General features: G+C 66.8%; 20 protein-coding genes and 1 pseudogene. 12 read left to right on the top strand and 9 right to left on the bottom strand.

Going from position 1 to position 17945, the window contains the following annotated elements; all coding sequences use genetic code 11:
* Window positions 1-235 precede the first annotated feature (235 nt).
* Window positions 236-838, bottom strand: coding sequence for an anaerobic ribonucleoside-triphosphate reductase activating protein (gene nrdG / locus QN357_RS10595; RefSeq protein WP_322136615.1), 603 nt, complete (start codon window positions 836-838; stop codon window positions 236-238).
* Window positions 831-3077 (bottom strand): anaerobic ribonucleoside-triphosphate reductase, encoded by a 2247-nt coding sequence (gene nrdD, locus QN357_RS10590; protein ID WP_322136614.1) that lies wholly within the window; start codon window positions 3075-3077, stop codon window positions 831-833. The genes nrdG and nrdD overlap by 8 nt, the downstream gene beginning before the upstream one ends.
* Window positions 3078-3523: 446 nt before the next feature.
* On the opposite strand from nrdD, the gene QN357_RS10585 reads away from it, so the two are divergent.
* The 4 genes from QN357_RS10585 to QN357_RS10570 are packed head-to-tail and all read left to right on the top strand — an operon-like array spanning window position 3524 to window position 6249.
* Window positions 3524-4075: a hypothetical protein gene (locus tag QN357_RS10585; RefSeq protein ID WP_322136613.1), complete on the top strand. Its 552-nt coding sequence runs from the start codon at window positions 3524-3526 to the stop codon at window positions 4073-4075.
* A complete protein-coding gene (locus QN357_RS10580) occupies window positions 4075-5088 on the top strand; it encodes a DUF6545 domain-containing protein (RefSeq protein ID WP_322136612.1) in 1014 nt (337 codons plus the stop codon). Before QN357_RS10585 ends, QN357_RS10580 begins: the two co-directional genes overlap by 1 nt.
* 31 nt (window positions 5089-5119) lie before the next feature.
* The gene (locus QN357_RS10575; RefSeq protein WP_322136611.1) at window positions 5120-5575 is read left to right on the top strand and encodes a hypothetical protein; all 456 of its coding nucleotides are present in this window, start codon (window positions 5120-5122) and stop codon (window positions 5573-5575) included.
* Window positions 5572-6249 (top strand): 5' nucleotidase, NT5C type, encoded by a 678-nt coding sequence (locus QN357_RS10570; RefSeq protein WP_322136610.1) that lies wholly within the window; start codon window positions 5572-5574, stop codon window positions 6247-6249. The genes QN357_RS10575 and QN357_RS10570 overlap by 4 nt, the downstream gene beginning before the upstream one ends.
* 53 nt (window positions 6250-6302) lie before the next feature.
* Here the strand turns inward: QN357_RS10570 and QN357_RS10565 are convergent, their stop codons facing one another.
* The 4 genes from QN357_RS10565 to QN357_RS10550 form a co-directional block, all read right to left on the bottom strand.
* On the bottom strand, window positions 6303-6689 hold the full coding sequence (locus QN357_RS10565; RefSeq protein WP_322136609.1) for a DUF1304 domain-containing protein: 387 nt from the start codon (window positions 6687-6689) through the stop codon (window positions 6303-6305).
* 80 nt (window positions 6690-6769) lie between these two features.
* Window positions 6770-7099 carry a hypothetical protein gene (locus tag QN357_RS10560; RefSeq protein WP_322136608.1) on the bottom strand — a complete coding sequence of 110 codons (330 nt, stop codon included), beginning with the start codon at window positions 7097-7099 and terminating at the stop codon, window positions 6770-6772.
* Window positions 7092-7751: a hypothetical protein gene (locus QN357_RS10555; RefSeq protein WP_322136607.1), complete on the bottom strand. Its 660-nt coding sequence runs from the start codon at window positions 7749-7751 to the stop codon at window positions 7092-7094. Before QN357_RS10555 ends, QN357_RS10560 begins: the two co-directional genes overlap by 8 nt.
* On the bottom strand, window positions 7748-8323 hold the full coding sequence (locus QN357_RS10550; protein ID WP_322136606.1) for an RNA polymerase sigma factor: 576 nt from the start codon (window positions 8321-8323) through the stop codon (window positions 7748-7750). Before QN357_RS10550 ends, QN357_RS10555 begins: the two co-directional genes overlap by 4 nt.
* Window positions 8324-8457: 134 nt before the next feature.
* Here QN357_RS10550 and QN357_RS10545 point away from each other — a divergent pair, with 134 nt between their 5' ends.
* From QN357_RS10545 to QN357_RS10535, 3 genes are all read left to right on the top strand, one after another.
* On the top strand, window positions 8458-9114 hold the full coding sequence (locus tag QN357_RS10545; protein WP_322136605.1) for an Asp23/Gls24 family envelope stress response protein: 657 nt from the start codon (window positions 8458-8460) through the stop codon (window positions 9112-9114).
* Window positions 9115-9237: 123 nt separating this feature from the next.
* Window positions 9238-9504 (top strand): GlsB/YeaQ/YmgE family stress response membrane protein, encoded by a 267-nt coding sequence (locus QN357_RS10540; protein WP_322136604.1) that lies wholly within the window; start codon window positions 9238-9240, stop codon window positions 9502-9504.
* A 149-nt stretch (window positions 9505-9653) separates the two neighbouring features.
* Window positions 9654-11552 carry a polysaccharide deacetylase family protein gene (locus QN357_RS10535; RefSeq protein WP_322189263.1) on the top strand — a complete coding sequence of 633 codons (1899 nt, stop codon included), beginning with the start codon at window positions 9654-9656 and terminating at the stop codon, window positions 11550-11552.
* A 98-nt stretch (window positions 11553-11650) separates the two neighbouring features.
* On the opposite strand, the gene QN357_RS10530 is transcribed toward QN357_RS10535, so the two are convergent.
* Window positions 11651-12628: a magnesium transporter CorA family protein gene (locus tag QN357_RS10530; RefSeq protein ID WP_322140604.1), complete on the bottom strand. Its 978-nt coding sequence runs from the start codon at window positions 12626-12628 to the stop codon at window positions 11651-11653.
* 238 nt (window positions 12629-12866) lie between these two features.
* Here QN357_RS10530 and QN357_RS10525 point away from each other — a divergent pair, with 238 nt between their 5' ends.
* Window positions 12867-13967: an ABC transporter substrate-binding protein gene (locus tag QN357_RS10525; protein ID WP_322136602.1), complete on the top strand. Its 1101-nt coding sequence runs from the start codon at window positions 12867-12869 to the stop codon at window positions 13965-13967.
* Between the two features lie 49 nt (window positions 13968-14016).
* Here QN357_RS10525 and QN357_RS10520 read toward each other — a convergent pair whose 3' ends face one another.
* Together QN357_RS10520 and QN357_RS10515 are read right to left on the bottom strand one after the other, a co-directional pair.
* Entirely contained in the window at window positions 14017-14754 is a 738-nt protein-coding gene (locus tag QN357_RS10520; RefSeq protein WP_322136601.1) for a hypothetical protein, read from the bottom strand.
* 241 nt (window positions 14755-14995) lie between these two features.
* The gene (locus QN357_RS10515; RefSeq protein ID WP_322136600.1) at window positions 14996-15187 is read right to left on the bottom strand and encodes a hypothetical protein; all 192 of its coding nucleotides are present in this window, start codon (window positions 15185-15187) and stop codon (window positions 14996-14998) included.
* Between the two features lie 144 nt (window positions 15188-15331).
* Between QN357_RS10515 and QN357_RS10510 the strand changes: the two are divergent.
* The 4 genes and pseudogenes from QN357_RS10510 to QN357_RS10495 form a co-directional block, all read left to right on the top strand.
* A pseudogene (locus tag QN357_RS10510) lies at window positions 15332-15574 on the top strand (trypsin-like peptidase domain-containing protein); the annotation flags it as partial.
* 50 nt (window positions 15575-15624) lie between these two features.
* On the top strand, window positions 15625-15906 hold the full coding sequence (locus QN357_RS10505) for a hypothetical protein (protein ID WP_322137420.1): 282 nt from the start codon (window positions 15625-15627) through the stop codon (window positions 15904-15906).
* 66 nt (window positions 15907-15972) lie between these two features.
* Window positions 15973-16848, top strand: coding sequence for a helix-turn-helix domain-containing protein (locus QN357_RS10500; RefSeq protein ID WP_322140605.1), 876 nt, complete (start codon window positions 15973-15975; stop codon window positions 16846-16848).
* Window positions 16849-16910: 62 nt separating this feature from the next.
* Window positions 16911-17945 (top strand): acyl-CoA dehydrogenase family protein (locus QN357_RS10495; RefSeq protein WP_323504869.1); only part of this gene is annotated, 1035 nt, incomplete at its 3' end.

Raw genomic sequence — 17945 nt, 5'->3', positions numbered from 1 at the left:
GGTCCCGGGAGGGGGTTCCGCAGCGCTGTCCACACTGCTGTCCACGGGGCTGTCCAGGTGAGATTCTGAGGGTTCTTCAACTGTCATGGGGGCACTCTACGGACCACCACCGACATTCCACCGGCATCCGCCACCCCACAAATGGCCTGTGGAAAACCCGGTCAGAGAAACTTTGTTGAGGACGGGCCGCTGCCGGGGGCGGTCGCGGCGTGCGCTGTGTTCCCCGACCCGGGGACTAGATCAGTTGGCGCTTCTCGATCTGTTCGAAGGTGTTCGTCGCATCCCGGAGTCCACCCCACAGGACCACCTCTCCGGCGGTCAGGGACGCGGGGACGTCGATGATCCGCTGGTTGCTGCTGCCCCGGAACTGCAGTTTCAGGTCACGTTTCGCCAGCTCGAACCGACCGTCGACCAGGACGTCGATTCCGCGGAGCATGGCGAGCTTGTCCGGGCTCTCGAGCAAGAGCTCCTCGAAGGTGTATCCGGTCCAGGACCACACGTCCTTCGACGAGCCGAACTCCCGGCGCACCCGGTCGATCAGCCCGAGGCAGACCCCGGTGTTGAGGAAGGGTTCGCCGCCGAGCAGGGTCAGGCCCTGGACGTACTCCTGGCCGAGGTCGGCCAGGATCTGGTCTTCGAGTTCCTGGCTGTATTCCTGGCCGTAGCGGAAGCTCCAGGTGGCTTCGTTGAAACAGCCCTCGCACGCGAACAGACATCCGGACAGGTAGAGGCTGCACCGCACGCCTTCGCCGTCAACGAAGACGAAGGGCTTGTAGTCCCCGACGTATCGCTGGCTCAGCTTCTCAGACAGCCACTCGCCGGGCCGCGGGTTACGCATCCTCGGAGACCGGTGCCGGGGCATCCGCCCCGCTGATGCCGGTGCCGCCCGCCATGTGCTTGACCCGGGAGGTGATCTCCATGTGCCGGCCGTGCACCATTGGTCGGGCCTGCGGGTTGCCGAGGTAGCCGCAGGTGCGCTTGACGACGTCGCAGGTCATCGGGTCGGCGTTGCCGCATTCGGGGCACTCGAAGCCGCGCTCCGTCGCGTCGAAGTCGCCCGAGAAGCCGCAGGCGTAACAACGATCGATCGGGGTGTTGGTTCCGAGGTAGCCGATCCGGTCATAGGAGTAGTCCCAGACCGCCTCGAGTGCCTTGGGGTTCTGCTGCAGGATCGGGTATTCGCAGTAGTGGATGAACCCACCGGAGGCGAACTCTGGATAGACCTTCTCGAAGTCGAGCTTCTCGAACGGCGTCGGGCTCTTGCGAACGTCGTAGTGGAAGCTGTTGGTGTAGTAGTCCTTGTCGGTGATGTCAGCGACCGAACCGAACTTCGCGGTGTCGAGCCGGCAGAACCGGTCGGTCAGGCTCTCGCTCGGGGTCGAATACACGCTGAACTGGTAGCCGTACTCGTTGCTCCACTCCTGGGTGCGGTCGTGGAGCGTGCGGAGGATGTCGACGGTGAAGTCTTTCGCCTCGGGGTTTGATTCCCAGGCTCCGCCGTAGAAAGCCGAGGCCACCTCGTAGAGGCCGATGTAGCCGAGCGACACGGTGGCGCGCTTGTTCCTGAACACGGTGTCGACGGACTGGCCGGCCTCCAGATGCTGGCCGAAGGCGCCGTAGACATAGAGGATCGGTGCGTTCTCCGGGGTCGCTTCCTTGCAGCGCTCGATCCGGAAGAGCAGGGCGTCGCGGGCAATGCTCACACGTTCGGCGAGGATGCTCCAGAACTTGTCCTTGTCGCCGGCGGCCTCGAGGGCGATCCGCGGCAGGTTGAGTGTCACGACTCCGAGGTTCATCCTGCCCTCTGAGACGTCGTTGCCATCTTCGTCCGTCCAGCCCTGGAGGAAGGACCTGCAGCCCATCGGCACCTTGAAACTGCCGGTGAGTTCCACGATCTTGTCGTAGTTCAGGATGTCGGGGTACATGCGCTTGGTGGAACACTCGAGCGCGAGCTGCTTGATGTCGTAGTTCGGGTCGGTCGGGTCGAGGTTGAGGCCGCGCTTCACCGTGAAGATCAGCTTCGGGAAGATCGCGGTGCGCTTCTCCCTGCCGAGTCCCTCGATGCGGATCTGCAGGATCGCCTTCTGGATCTCGCGTTCGAACCAGCTGGTGCCGAGGCCGAAGCCGAGCGAGGTGAAAGGGGTCTGCCCGTTCGAGGTGAACAGGGTGTTGATCTCGTATTCGAGGCTCTGCATCGCGTCGTAGATGTCCTTGAGGGTCTTCTCCTCCGCGAACTGCTGGTGCTGGGACTCATCGGCGATCCATGTCCTGGCGTCGGCGAGGTGCTTCTGGAGGTTCTTCTCCGCGTACGGGGCGAGCACCTCGTCGATCCGGTTGCCCGAGCATCCGCCGTACTGGCTCGACGACACGTTCGCGATGATCTGCGAGATCTGCGCGGTGGCCGTCTGGATCGAGCGGGGCGGGTCGACGTCGGCGTTGCCGATCCGGAAGCCGGTGCTGAGCATCGTCTTGAAGTCGATGAGGCAGCAGTTCGTCATCGGGGCATAGGGGTGATAGTCGAGGTCGTGGTAGTGCAGGTCGCCCTTCTGGTGGGCGTTGGCGACGTGCGGCGGCAGCATCTTCAGGCCGATCGCCTTGCCCACCGCGCCGGCGGTCAGGTCACGCTGGGTGTTGAAGACATCGCTGTCCTTGTTGGCGTTCTCGTTGACGACTGTTTCGTCTTTGCTGATCAGCTTGATGATCGAGTGGTTGATGTCGGTGGACTTACTGCGCGCGAAGTCGCGCTGGATCCGGTAATTGATGTACGCCTCTGCGGCTTCGTATTCCTTGCTGTCCAGCAGGGCGTGTTCCACGATGTTCTGGACCTCGTAGATCTTGATGTCGACCGCGAAGCGCGAGGCTATCTCGCGATCGATACGAGTGACCAGGTCACGGATGATCCGGTGCGTGAGCGGGGTCAGTTCGCCGTTCACTTCCGTGAAGCTCTTGGCCAGTGCGGCATAGATCCGGGCGTCATCGAAGGCGAGCCGGCGACCGTCGCGTTTCGACACCATAAGGGTGCTGAGACCGCTGCCAGCCGTAGGCGTTCCTGTGCCGGGGTCTTCTGTCTTCAACACGCGCTGCTGCCTCCTTGACTAATACTCCCCACGACAATCGAGCGGGACAGTTAGTCGGGCGAAAGACCATATCTAGTGGTTGGGGCGTGAGATCGATACTACCTGTTGTGGTCAGACCACAGGAGCACATTTTGCTCCGCGCCACGCGAAAGGTGTCGGAAAAGGCCAGATTCCGGATCAAGCGCAGCCGCAAGTCATGGGCGGCACGGTAGGCAGCGTGGCGCAGGGGCGGCATGGTGAGGAGCCTGTGCGGCGAGAAGACGATGTGGCGAGGCGGCTGCGTGGTGCGGAGGCCTGTGGGCAGCTCCGCACCACGCGCACGGCGACGCCCCGCTGTCGCCCGTGAATCCGCATCGTGCGTGGTTCGGACATGCCGGTTACGGCGTTCCCCCCGGAACTGTAACCTAGACATGTCCAACCGAAGGCAAGCGTAGCAGACGATAGACATGTCCAATGTTGAGGTCCGGGGTTGGCTGAACGTGGCATCGACCGGGGGAAAGACCATGGATCACCAAGAACGCCAGAAGCGCGCGCACGAGCTTGTCGCGGCACTCGATTTGCCGCGGCCGCTCACGCCCGAGCGGCTCCACGCGCATATGGAGAGCCTCCGGAAAAAACAGATTGTGATCCGCGAGGGCAGCGAAACGATGCTGCACGCTGGTGTCTGCGGACTCTGGATCGAGGTCGCCGGCGAAGCCTTCGAGCGCATCCACCATGCCCCGACGATCTCAGCAGTGCATCGGCAGCAGCTCATCAACCATGAATATGGCCATATGATCCTCAGCGACGACAAGGAATTACTCTCGGCCGATCAAGTCGCGCGATTCGCGCCCCTGATCCCCTATGACGCCATCGTGCACGCACTTTTGCGAAGCAGTTTGACCGACGAGCTGGAAGCACTCGCCGAAGCGATCGGCGACCGGCTCGCCTTGACTATGCTGAGTGACCGCGCGGAGGCCCGTGACGGCGCCCGGACCGGATTCGGGCGGGTGCTGTAGTGGCCTCCCTCATCGCTGGTGGCGTGAGCGCGCTCCTTTGGCTGGCCGCCCTGTTCTGCCTCCCGTCCGTCGTGCGGGGCCGTCGGCGCCTGCTGTTCTCGTTTCTTGCGGTGTTCGCGCTGACGATGTCGCTGCAGACCGATCTTGTCTTCGACGTGCTCGATGCCGCTCTCGGCGGCGTGAACGTGACGTATTACCTTTTCCACGTCACTGCGGTCATCGCAATAGCACTTCTCAACGAACTCGTGCGGGCCGCATCGTCGGCGCACCCCGGTGGGTGGCGGATCAAACCTCTCTCTGCGATCTTCCCGGGGGTGGTCATTCTCATTCAGTCAGTGTTGTTCTTTGGGGCCGACTGGCGACTGCTGCCGGACATCCGCTTTCTCGATCGGTGGGACTACACGGCGTACGCGGCGACCACCTGGGTGGCCCTGGCGTATTTCTCGGTCACGGTGGCGGCGGCATGTCTCTCGGACCGGCGAAGGCAGCGACGACGGCTGACCCGGGTCTCACTCGGCTTCGTCGTTGTCGGCTGCGCCGGTGTCATCGTGTACGCCGTCGTCAGCCTCCTCAATGCGGTCATGGCGAACGTCAACCACAATGCTGACTTCGCGACCGGGACGGGCGGCGTCTACTATGCGGCGCTATTGATCGCGCCCTCGTGCCTGGCCGTTGGATTCGGCCTCACGGCGGCGGTGGACGGCGTCATACGAGTCCAACGGGAAGTCCAGGTTCGCGTTCTCCTGGTGAGGCTCGCACCTCTCTGGGAGCGGCTGTTGTCCGAGTCGCCCGAACTCAGCCTTGACGTTCCTGAGGCGAGGATCCACTTGGTTCTGACCCGCGGCGCCGCTGCGCGACTCTACCGTCGCTATGTCGAGGTTCGTGATTGCCTCCTGCTGTATCCTCAGGAAATATCGCGGTCGGACCAGGCGCTGTTGGCTACCGCTGAGCACCTCGTTTCCCCGGGTGGCGCTCGAGCGTTGCCCGTTATGACTGTGGAGGGGCAGCCGTGATGCGACGAGACGTAGCGGGGACGGCGCACCGATGAAGAGGGGAACGCCTGACGTGAACGGCAAGACTCCTCCGACCGCACAGGGTCTCAGCGCGCAGATGGAACTGGCGAGGAAGCTCAACCTTCTGCTCGACGTCGTCGTCGCAGAGGGAAATACCCCGTATACCTACCGCGAGATAGCCGAGGGCCTGCGGGACCGGTCGCTTTCCCTCTCCCGAGCCCGGTGGGCATATATGATCGCGGGGACCGGCCCTCTCGTGACAGACGAGAAACTCCTGACCGGAATTGCCGAATTCTTCCGGATCCCGCCGGCCTACCTCCTGGGTTCCGACGACGATATCCCCGTCCGAGTGGACACCCAACTCGCCTTTGTCAAGAAGCTCCGCGCACAACGAGTCGTGAATTTCGCCGCGAGGACTCTCGGCGATGTCTCCCCGGAGACTCTGCGCACCATCACCCAACTTCTGAAAGAGGACACTCTCGAATGACTCCGAACGCATTTGTGGCTCCCGCCGATCTGACTGCCGCGCTTGATCGGTTCCGGACCGCGCATGGCCGCGCCCCGCGTATCGGGGTCGACCTCGATGCGACGACCGCCGACACGGTCGGTGGTCTCCGAAACTGGATGGGGGAGAAGCTCTCGATCCCCCTGGCTGAACGGTCCACGCGATTCCCCGACCTCGACCAGTACGCCATGTGGATCGGCGACGACGCGTGGTTTGTCGATATGCCGGACTTCCTCGGCCATTTTGGTCATGCCGAACGCCACGGCTTCTACCTGGGCCTCGCGGTGTTCGACGAGGCCGTCGTGACGCTTCTCGCCCTTGAGGCTGCCGGATGCGAGCTTGTTGCCGTCACGGCCAGGAGTGACGAGTTCAACCCCGATACGCGGGAGTGGATCGCGTCGAACGGACTGCCCCTGGCCACGGTCGTGCATTCGGGTTTCGACAAGCATGCGCTCGAGGGGATCGACCTGTTCGTCGACGACGCCCCGCCCGTCGTGACCGGTCTGCTGAAGGCCGGACGGAGCGTCGTCGTTTTCGACCAGAGTTACAACCGAACGATTCCGGAGCACGACCGCGGAACGCGGGCGACCGGCTGGGGCGCACCCATGCTCGCGGCCGTGACCCGTCTGCTGACCGCGCAGGCAGCGGTCGACTAGCGTCGGCGTGCGCGCCGAGCGTGGTCGCCACGCGGCGGGCGCTGTTCGTGGGGTTAGCTGAGGCTCGCCAGGACGAGGGCGAGGGCAGCGGGGAAGAACTGGAGTGCGGCCGCGCGTCGGTAGGAGGGTCCCGTTGAAGCGAGGACGACGCCGGCAACCGACATGCAGGCGGTTCCGAAGATGACCGCCGTCTTGCCCGCGATGAACGCGGAACCGGACTGCCCGAGCAGCACGACGCCGACGAGCACCCCGACCGCGAGGGCGAGGTTGTAGAAGCCCTGGTTGTACGCCATCGCGCGGATCGTCGCCGCTTCGTCCCTGGATGCGATCCCGAACCGCCCGTAGACGGCGGGGCGCATCCAGAGCACGCTCTCGAAGAGGAAGAAGACCACGTGCAGGAGTGCGGCGATGGTGGCGACGATTTGGGCGGCGATGAGCATGGGTTCCTCCGGAAGATTGTGAACCAATCGGTACGGAACTCATCCTGCCGTATCGGAGTCTGCGGCGCGACTCACGGGCGTCAGCCGATGCGGGCGACCGTGACAGCGATCTCGGAGATGACCGGGTCTCCGGCGTGACGGAAGTGCTCGGCGATGGCATCGTGAACGCGGCGGCAGACATCCGGTGCCGCATGATCGGGGCCGACGCCGATGTTCGCGGCGATCGAGAGTGCGCCGGACCTCTCGACGACGACGATTGGATTCGGCGCAGCCACGCTCGGGATCAGCGCGGCGACGACTGAGGCCACGACCGTGGTCAGGAGCGGGCCGGCCGGGTAGAGCGCGTCGACGCCGGGGACCGCGAGAATGTAGTCGTCGAGTTGGTCGGCAGCGACAGCGGGCTCACTCATCGGCTTCTCCTTCGGGGGTCGGCAGGGCTGTCGTGAGGTACAGGTCGGTGACCGTGATGTCGACGGCGGCGATCGACAGTTCCGTCTGCTGCACGAGCACGGCGTAGACCGCCGCGCGCAGGCGTGCGGTGAGGGCCGTGATGCTCTCGCCGACATTCATCCCGTCGGCCCCGACCGACACCTCGAGGCGCACCGTGATCGGGGCTCCCGGCTCGGTGACGTCGCCGTCGAGGCGGCAGCGACTGATCAGGATGCCGTCGATCCCGTCCCCCGCCGTGCGCAGGACACCGATGACCGCGCCTTCGGTGAGCGCCAGCCGGGCGACCGGTGAGTCGGACGTGAGCGGGATCCGCCGACCGGCCCGGGTCTCGAGCCGGATGCTGTCGATGATGGTCGCGACCCAGCCGTCAGTCCGTGACGACTCCCGGTCCACGGCGGCCGAGTCGACCCGGCGCAGCGCTGCTCGGAGCCGCTCGAGGCGGGTGAGGGCCGTTGTGCACGCCGGGGAGTCGTCGATGCTCGAGTCGCTCGGGGTGCGACCTCGGTCGAGGTAGTCGTTGAGGTCCTCGATCGTGTGCCCGGACAGGCGGGCCTGCTCCTCGGCCAGCTCTTCGGGGTCGAAAGCCACAAAGGGGGTGTCTGGGGCGTTCATCGCCAGTCCTCCAATTCCCGCAGCAGGGTTTTTCGGGCGCGTGCCAACAAGCCTCGCACGGTCGACACGGGCAGGTCGAGTTCTTCGGCGATATCGGTGTAGCTGTATTCGCCGAGTTCCCGCAGGGTCCAGCAGCGCCGCTGGTCGTCCGGCAGCTCCGCGAGGCATCGCGCGAGCGCCTCGGCCTGTTCCTGCGTCTCGGCGACGTGGTGCGGCGTGAGCGCCGCCGGAGCCGCGGCATCCGTTTCGGTGATGTCGGCGTGGTCGCGGCGGGCGCGAACCCGGTCGATGCTCTTGCGACCGCAGATCCGCATCAGCCAGCTCTTCACCGCGGCGCAGTTCTCAAGGGTCGGCAGTTGCCGCCAGGCCGTGATGAATGACTCCTGCACCACATCGTCCGTCTCGTCGTTCGAACCCAGGATCCGGGTCGCGTGCACGCGCATCAGAGGGCCGTGGCGACGGACGAGAACCTCGAAGGCGCGAACATCGCCGTCGGCCGCGCGGTCGGCGAGCAGGGCGTCGGATGCCGCGTCGAGAGCGGATGGGACGGCGTGCCTCGTAACGGTGGTCATCACGTCCTTCCCGATTCACCCGGTGGTGCGCCCAATAGATTTTCGATCTCCGCGTGACGAACCGGTGGCGGCCTACGTCATACCAGTGACGATCATCACGATCTTCGCCCATCGACAACGAAAGAATACCCAACATGCCGCTCTCCCGTGCTCTCCGCGGTATTTCCGATCGCGACTCGTCCGGCGGTGTCTCCGGCGGCGATTCGGTCGGCGGACAGACCGTCATCAGCGACAGCGTTGTCGCCAAGGTCGCGGGCGTCGCCGCCCGTGGCGTGACCGGGGTGCACTCCCTCGGCAGCGCGCCCGTCCGGGCCTTCGGCGCCATTCGCGAGGCCCTGAGCGGAACGGACCTGAGCCAGGGCGTCAGCGTCACGGTCGGTGACACGGACGTGGTCGTCGACATCGTCATCGTGGCCGAGTACCCGGTTCCGGTGCACCAGATCGCCGCCGAGGTGCGGGCGAGCATCACGCGGGCGATCGAGGACTTCGTCGGCCTCGGCGTGTCGGCGGTGAACGTCACGATCAATGACGTGCACCACCCCTCGGAAGACGACCAGACTTCCCGCGCAACCGCGTCGGGCACCCCCAGAGAAACACCGAGAGAAAGTGACAACACGATGAGCGCATCAGACAAGATCAAGAACGCGGCCGAAGACCTCAAGGGCAAGGCCAACGAGGCCATCGGCAAGGCCACCAACGACGACTCCAAGGTCGCGGAGGGGCGTGCGGAGCAGGCATCCGCGAGCGCCAAGAAGGCCGGCGAGAACATCAAGGACATCTTCAAGGACTAGACCTCTTCCGGCGCGGCGGGCCCCGGCCTGCCGCGCCGCCGTCGTTCCGCCGCCAGACCGCTCCACCGCTAGACCGTTTCAAAATCCGCAACCACGTGTGACCAATCCAGAAAAGAGCACCCCATGGGCTTCTTCGGCTTCCTTTTCCTCGGCCTGATCGCCGGGGCCATCGCCAAACTCATCCTCCCCGGCCAGCAGGGCGGCGGATGGTTCGTGACACTGCTCCTCGGCGTCGTCGGCGCACTCCTCGGCGGGTTCCTCGGCGGCATCCTGTTCAACGCTCCGCTGCAGGACTTCTTCTCGCTGCAGACCTGGCTTCTCGCCATCGGCGGCTCCATCGTCGTCCTCTTGATCTACGGACTCGCAACGGGTCGCCGCCGCGCGGTCTAGGCATCCGTTCTACCCCCCATTCTGGTGGGGCGCCGCGCATTGACAGGGCCGAGAGGTCACCCGTTAATGGGGATTCCGGCGCCCTAACCCGACTGTCTTCCGCGCCATCCCGGCGCGGGAGACAGGGGCCCAGAATGGAGCTCAGCGATATGGACGTTCAGTCAGGCAATCCTGCGGCCGCCAAACACCGGCTGACCGGTAATTTCAGTCGGAGCCGCCCGCGCTGGCTCGCCTGGGTCTCGACCTTCGTGCTTGCACTCGTCTCCGTCGGAGTCGCCGACGGATTCGCTGCCCTTCCGGCCAGCGCTGCCGTTCCCGCCGTCATCACGCTCACCTTCGACGACGCGAACGCGGACCAGCTGACCGCGGCCTCGATCCTTAAGGCGAATGGGTTGCACGGCACCTTCTACACGCCGTCCGGGTATATCAACCAGCCGGGCTACATGACACTTGCCCAGGTGCAGACTCTCGTCGCCGACGGCAACGAAATCGGCGGCCACACCGTGACGCACCCCGACCTCGCCACCCTCCCGACGGACGAGGCGACCCGCCAGGTCTGCAACGACCGGGTCAACCTCACCAACTGGGGATTCCGGGTGACGAGCTTCGCCTATCCCTTCGCCTCGCTGCTGACCCCTGCCACCGAAACCATTGTCAAGAACTGCGGGTACAACAGCGCCCGTGGCCTCGGAGACATCCAGACCCGGTTCGGCTGCACGGGATGCGCGCTCACCGAGAGCGTCCCGCCGCCCGACCCGTACCTGACCCAGGCTCCGGATGAGGTCGACAACACCTGGAGCCTGACCGACCTCCAGAACACCGTCACCCAGGCCGAGACCGCGGGCGGCTGGCAGCAGCTGACCTTCCACCACATCGCGACGGGGCTCACCGACCCGCTCACGATCAGCCCGACCCTGTTCACCCAGTTCGTGCAGTGGCTGAAGACCCGCCCTGCGACGACGACGGTCAAGACGGTCGACCAGGTCATCGGCGGCACCGTCAAAGCCGTCGTCTCCGGCCCGGCCGTCACGCCGAAGCCCGCCGGCATCAACCTGGTCTCCAACCCCGGCTTCGAAACCCTGACCGCCGGACTACCCCAGTGCTGGCAGGGCGCCTCATACGGCACGAACACCCCCGCCTTCACCACGGTCACCCCGGGCCACAGCGGCAACCGGGCGGCCCGCCTGACCATGACGGGCTACTCCAACGGTGACGCGAAATGGCTGCCGACCCCTGACCTGGGCGGATGCGCCCCCGCGGCCACCCCGGGCACGGCGTACGCGCTCGCGGCCTGGTACAAGTCCACGGCAGCGACCCAGATCGAGGTCTACTACCGGACCGGACTCGGCTCCTGGACCTACTGGACCGCGAGCCCGCTCTTCGCCGCGTCCGCGACCTACCAGAAGGCGAGCTGGACGACCCCGGCACTGCCCGCCGGGGCGAGCGCGATCACCTTCGGCCTCAACCTCCTGAGCAACGGCACCCTGACCACGGACGACTACACGGCCTTCGACGCCGCAACCCTGCCCGTATCCCCGCCGCCGGCCCCCGGCGCCAACCTGATCCAGAACTCGAGTCTGGAGACCGCCGGCGTCGCCGCCCTCCCGCAGTGCTACCAGATCGGCGGTTACGGCACCAACACGGCTGCGTTCACGACCGTCGCGACGGCGCACACCGGCACCAAGGCGGAGAAGCTCGTCGTGACGAACTACGCGAACGGCGACGCGAAGCTGCTGCCGAGCCTGGACAGCGGGGCCTGCGCCCCGCCCGCGATAGCCGGGCGCACCTACTCGCTCCGGGCCTGGTACACGTCGACGACCTCCACCCAGTTCGCGGTCTATTACCGGGATGCGAGCGGGGCCTGGCAATACTGGACGTCGAGCCCGTGGCTCGCGACGGCATCCGCGTACACTCAGGCGAGCTTCACGACCCCGGCCCTGCCGGCCGGTGCCACCGCGATCAGTTTCGGGCTGAACCTGTTCAGCAACGGAACCCTCGTGACCGACGACTACGCGATGTTCGACACGGTCGGAGCCCCGGCCTTGTAATGGCAGGGGATGCCGGTCGCGCCGCCCTGGGCCGCGCCCGGCATCCCCTGTGCGCGCGTGTCGTGCCTGTCGTGCCTGTCGTGCCTGTCGTGCCGGTCTCAGATCCAGTCGTTGCGCTTGAAGAGCAGGTAGAGCAGGGCGGACAGGCCGACGATGAGCGCGATGGAGCTGTAGAAGCCGCCGACTTCGCTGAAGCCCGGGTACGGAACATTCTGGCCGTAGAAACCGGTGATCGCCGTGGGCACCGCAATGATTGCCGCGTAGCCGGTGACCTTTTTCGTGATCACGTTGAGCCGGTTGCCCTGGATCGCGAGGTTCGCCTCGAGCACGCTCGTGGCCAGGTCCCTGAGGCTCTCCGTCCACTCCATCGCGCGCAGCACGTGGTCATAGACGTCCTGGAAGTACGGCGCCATGTCGTTTGGCAGCAGGTGCACGTCGCGGCGTAACAGGGTGTTGACGACCTCACGCATCGGCAGGATCACCCGGCGCATCAGCACGAGGCTCTTCCGGAGATCAAAGGAGCGGCGCTGCACAGCCTCCTGGTCGCTCCTCGGTTCGAAGAGCTGGCTCTCGAGCTCCTCGACCTGTTCGTCAAGGGCCTCGACGGCCTCGAAGTAGCCGTCGACGAGGAAGTCGAGGAGTCCGTGCAGGAGGAACGCGACACCGTTCGAGGCGAGGTCGGGGGAGGAGTCCCAGCGGGCGACGACGGCGTCGACGTCGAAGTCAGGGTCCTTGTGCACGGTGACGAAGGCCCGCTCGGTGATGAAAGCGGCGATCTCCGAGGTCTCCACCGAGGCCGTCTCCGGCGAGAACGTGATCGAATACGCCGACAGGAACAGGTGGTCGGAGTACCGGTCGAGTTTGGGACGCTGGTGCAGCTTCAAGGCGTCCTCGACGGCGAGGGCATGCAGGCCGAGTTCCTCCGCGAGCAGGTCCAGGTCCGCTTCTTCAGGCGAGCACAGGTCCACCCAGACCACACAGCCCTCGTCGGCGAGGTGTTCGGAGACGTCGGCGAGCGGGAAGCCCTCGTCGACGAGGTCCCCGTTCCGGTAGCAGCGGGTTTTCGGTGTGCGCACACCTCAGTCAAGCAGCATCCGCGGAGCAGCGGGGTCAACGCTCCTGCCGAGTCTCATCGCCGTCGCGCCGAGGCTCGTCGATGCTGTGTGACGCTGCGCTACGTTTCGTGACCGGGCGTGACCGGCCGGAATGTCGCTCAGGTCATTCGGTGAATAACGTCGTCTCGAGACCACCCCAGGTCTCGAGACCACCCCGGGTGCCGCAGCGTACGCCGTCCACCGAATGGAAGTGAAGCCCATGTCCACCAAGACCCACACCACTGCTCGTCGCACGGGGATGCGCCTCGCCCTCGGCGCGGCATCCGTCGCCCTGCTCGCCACCACCCTGAGCGGATGCGCCGCCTCGGCCGATGCCACCTCCGGTGCCACCGCAGCCGGTCCGGCCGCAGAGCTCCGGCTCGGCTACTTCGACAACGTCACCCAAGCCCCTGCCCTCGTCGGAATCGAGAACGGCCTGCTGCAGGATTCCCTCGGCAGCACCAAGCTCAGCACCCAGATCTTCAACGCCGGCCCCGCGACGATCGAGGCGCTCAGCGCCGGCGCGATCGACGCGGCATACATCGGCCCGAGCCCGGCCGTGAACAGCTACATCAAGAGCAAAGGCGAGTCGGTCGAGATCGTCGCAGGCGCGACAAGCGGCGGAGCAGCCCTCGTCGTGCGCGAGGGGATCAATTCCGCCGCCGACCTCAAGGGCAAGACCCTCGCCTCCCCGCAGCTCGGCAACACTCAGGACGTCGCACTGCGAGCCTGGTTGAGCAGCAAAGGCTTCACAACGGACACCTCCGGCGGCGGCGACGTGAAGATTACGCCGACCGAGAACGCACAGACCCTCACCCTGTTCCAGAGCGGCGCCATCGACGGCGCCTGGCTACCGGAGCCCTGGGTCTCCCGCCTCGTCGTCGACGCCGGCGCCAAAGTGCTCGTCGACGAGTCCTCGCTGTGGCCGGACGGCGCCTTCCCGACGACCGTACTCCTGGTGCGGAAGGGATTCCTGGCCGAGCACCCGGAGACGGTCCGGGCCCTCGTGGCCGGCAACGCGGCATCCGTCGACTGGCTCACGAAGAACCCGACGGATGCGGCAACCGTGATCAACAAGAAGCTCACGGCCGACAGCGGGAAGGCTCTCTCCGATGCCGTGATCACGCGAGCCTTGACCAAGGTGACGTTCTCGACGGACCCGCTCGCGTCGACGTTCGCGGTGAGCCTCGAGAACGGCGTGTCGGCCGGCACCACCAAGACCGGCGACCTGAACGGCCTGTTCGACCTGACCGCGCTCAACAAGGTGCGCACGGCGGCCGGTGAGAAGCCGGTCTCGGCCGCGGGCCTCGGTACCGAATAGCCCCGCTTCCCGCCGCGAGAGTCCACTTTCGGCCCTTATCGCCGGTAACTTAAGGGCCAAACGTGCATTCTCGCGGGAGCGCGGCGGGAGAGCGCGGCGGGATCGCGCGGGCGGCAAGGAGGGCGACGATTGCGCCGAAGAGCACGAGGCTCACCGGTCCCGTGCCGAAGTCGAGGCCGCCCCGCTCGAGCGAGACGGCGGCCCAGTCGGCGAAGGATGCCCCGAGCGGCCGGGTCAGGATGTACGCGAACCAGAATGCGAGCGTTGCGTTCATGCCGAAGCGGCGATACGCCAGTGCGGGGATGGCGATGAGCACAGCGAAGACGATTCCCGACGCGAGGTAGCCGAGGCCGAAGGTCATCGCGGTCAGGTCGCCGGCAGCGGTGCCGAGGGCGAAGGTGGTGAGGACCGTCGCCCAGTAGAAGAACTCGCGGCGGCGGGTCACGATGCTGTGGATGGAGAGCGACTTCTCGGTCGTCCGCCACGCAAGGAAGATCGCAGCGAGCGCGAGGACGAAGGCGACCGTGGACACGAGGTAGGGGATTCCGAGGCCTACGTGCACGGCATCGGCTGCCATCGTGCCGAAGATGCTCACCATGACGACGGCGAGCCAGTAGACCCACGCGACGTAACGGCGAACGGCGAACTGCAGGAGCAGGGCGGCGAACAGGCCGAGGCCCGCGAGGCCGACGGCGACGGGCGGGTCGATCTGGTGCACGAGGTAGTCGGCCGTCGTCTCGCCCATCCCGGTCGTGAGCACCTTGGTGACCCAGAACGCGGCGGTCACCTCGGGGACCTTGCTGAGTATCGGGCGGCCGCTGAACCGCGGGACACGCAACCGTTGGCCACGCGGAGCCGTCTCCTCGGCCGTGCCCAGAGGCGTCGCAGGCTCCGCAACCCGTGCCCGGTCAGTTATCGGAAGGGGATTCTGATCGATCTCTGCCACGTGTGCTCCGCTCGTCCGCTCCCCAACTTACGGAGAGGCGGGCCAGGAACAATGACGGATCGGGTGCGCGGTCAGGTTGCGGTCAGGCGCGCTCGGCCTGGTCCTGCCGGGGCGCCCGGGCGCAGAACTCCCGCACCTCGAGGGTGATCGCGCCCGTCGCAGCCTCGCGCTGCCGGCCGGGGAGAAACGTGCGCTCAGCCCGCCTGCTGTGTGCGCCGAGGGCGTTGACCGGGGAGCGGTGACGCGGGCAGACCCCGGTTACAGGGGGCGGCATCCGCGGCGACCGCGGTGAGCGAGAACGGGAGGAGAGGAGCTGGCCGAAGAAACGGACGACCCGAGGGAGGGTCCGCTCGACGCGTACTCCCGGGTCGTGACCGAGGTCGCCGCGACCGTGACCCGCCAGGTCGCGGCGATCGAGATGTCGGTCGCCACGCCGCGCGGACGGGTGCGCCGCGGCGCCGGTTCGGCCCTGCTCTACTCCGCACAGGGCTACCTGCTCACGAACGCTCACGTCGTGCTCGGGGCGGATGCCGGCCTCGCCCTCTTCTCCGACAGCACGAGCAGCGCCATCGAGATCGTCGGCTCCGACCCGCTTTCCGACCTCGCCGTGGTCCGTTCCCGTGCGCTGACCCCGCCGGAGCCCGCCCGGCTCGGCAACGCCGACACTCTCCGCGTCGGCTGCCCGGGTCATCGAAGACGTCATCCAGACGGATGCAGCCGTCAAACCCCGGCAACTCCAGTGGGGCGCTCGCCGACTCGCGCGGCACCGTCGTGGGCATCAACACGGCCGCCGCAGAGGTCGGACTCGGCCCCGCCGTGCCGATCAACCCCACGTCCCGGCGCATCATCGAGACGCTTCAGCGGGAAGGCAGGGTGCGCCGGGCATACCTCGGCCTGGTCAGTACGCCGATGCCGCTTCCGGTCACCGTGCTCCGGGGCACCGCGATGGTCGACGTGATCGCCGAGACGGAGGAGCTCGCAGCCCTGCGCTGAACCCGCCCTGCGCCAGGCGTTCGGGTGGGAAGGAGACTGCGCGATTCCGTGCTACTTTCGCGACTGATGTCCGTTTCCGCAACAGAGGCCTCCGGCCAGCCCCGTCCGGCTCGCACCCGCTCCCGCGTCGAGGTGGCCGACATCGCCGTGCGCCTGTTCCGCACCAACGGCTACGAGGCCACGACCGCGACCGACGTCGCCAGGGCCGCCGGCGTCTCGCGCAGCACCTTCTTCCGGCAGTTCCGATCCAAGGAAGATGTGATCTTCGCCGACCATGACGAACTCGCCGTGCAGATCGCCGCCTACTTCGCCGCGCAACACGACGACCCCTGGCTTGCGGTCCGTGACGCCGCGACGATGGTCTTCGAGCGATTCCGCGAACGGCTCGACAACGTCCGCGTCCGCGATCTCATCGTGCGCGACACCCCGGCCCTCCGCGACCGCGAGACGATCATGGCCATCCGTTACGAGCGGATGTTCGCCGCCTACCTCCGCTCCGCCCGTCCCGACGTGCCGCAGCTCACCGCCATCCGCTACGCCGCAGCGATCACAGCAACGCACAACTACGAACTCCGCCGCCTGATCCGCGGCCCTGTCCCGTCCTCGTCCGAAACGGGGGCCGCGTCGAACGCCGCGTCGAACGCCGAGCCGGTCTCAGTGAGCGACGCCGACATGGATGCCGCGCGGGACGCCGAGCATGCCGCGCATCTCGCAGAGGAACTCGCCGCGGAGCTCCGCGAAGTGGGGCGCCTCTTCCACCCCGACGCGGCACCTGACCAGGCCGGGCAGCACGCGGACGGGCACCAGCGGGCGGGGGAGGCCTCAGCCGAGCTCGTCGTAGCGGTGTTCTCCGAAACGATTTCCCCGGACGAGCTCTCCCGAGAGGTCGCACGCGCCCTCGGTGGACGCCGCGCCGCGAGCACGCCGGGGCGCGCAACTTGACACTCAGTGTCATTTGACCCGACACTGAGTGTCACACCAGCCGAACCCAATGAAGGGGAACCGTGCCCGACTACGACGTATCCGTGCCGCTCGACACCGACTACTACGAACTCTTCCGGGACGTGCCCGCCGCCGACCGCGTCTTCTGGGACCGGGCCCGCGCCTTCGCGATCGAGACGCTCGACGAGGTCACCGAGGCCTGGGACAAGGCCGAGTATCCGCTGCACCTCGTCCGCAGGCTCGGCGAACTCGACCTGCTCACCGACGGCGTCGTCGGCCCCGGCCTTACCCCGATGTCCCCGCTCGCCGCCGGCCTCGTCAACATGGAGATCTCCCGTGGCGACGGCTCGATGGGCACCGTGGTGGCCGTGCAGGGCGGGCTCGCGCTCCGCAGCATCGCCCTCTACGGGAGCGAAGCCCAGAAGGCCGAGTGGCTCATCCCCCTCGCCCGCGCCGAGAAGCTCGGCGCCTTCGCCCTCACCGAACCCGACCACGGCTCCGACTCCGTCGCGCTCGAGACGACCGCGACCCGCGAGGGCGACGAGTGGGTGATCACCGGCGAGAAGAAGTGGATCGGCAACGGCTCCGTCGGCGACGTGACCGTGGTCTGGGCCCGCGACGACGACGGCAACGTGCGCGGGTTCCTCGTGCCGCAGGACACCCCCGGCTACCAGGCCCAGACGATCACCGGGAAGGGCTCCCTTCGCGGCATCCACCAGGCTCGCATCGTGCTCGACAACGTGCGCGTGCCCCTCGACGCCCTCCTGCCGGGCACCCGCACCTTCAAGGACACCGCGACCGTGCTGTTCGCCACCCGCCTCGGTGTGGCCTGGTCGGCGCTCGGCCACGCGACCGCGGTTTTCGAGGCCGCCCTCAGCTACTCGAACCAGCGCATCCAGTTCGGCAAGCCGCTCGCCGGCTTCCAGCTCGTGCAGGAACGACTCACGCGGATGCTGTCCCAGCTGACCGCGATGCAGCTCTACTGCCTGCGCCTCGCCGAACTCGACGCGGCCGGAACCATGCGTCCGATCCAGGCGTCCCTCGCCAAGTACCACAACACTCGCGCCGCCCGCGAGATCGCGGCGACGGCGCGAGTG

This window comes from Cryobacterium sp. RTC2.1 (genome assembly GCF_035018685.1).
GTDB classification, from domain to species: domain Bacteria; phylum Actinomycetota; class Actinomycetes; order Actinomycetales; family Microbacteriaceae; genus Cryobacterium; species Cryobacterium glucosi.
This window is presented reverse-complemented; position numbering and strand designations above follow the sequence as displayed.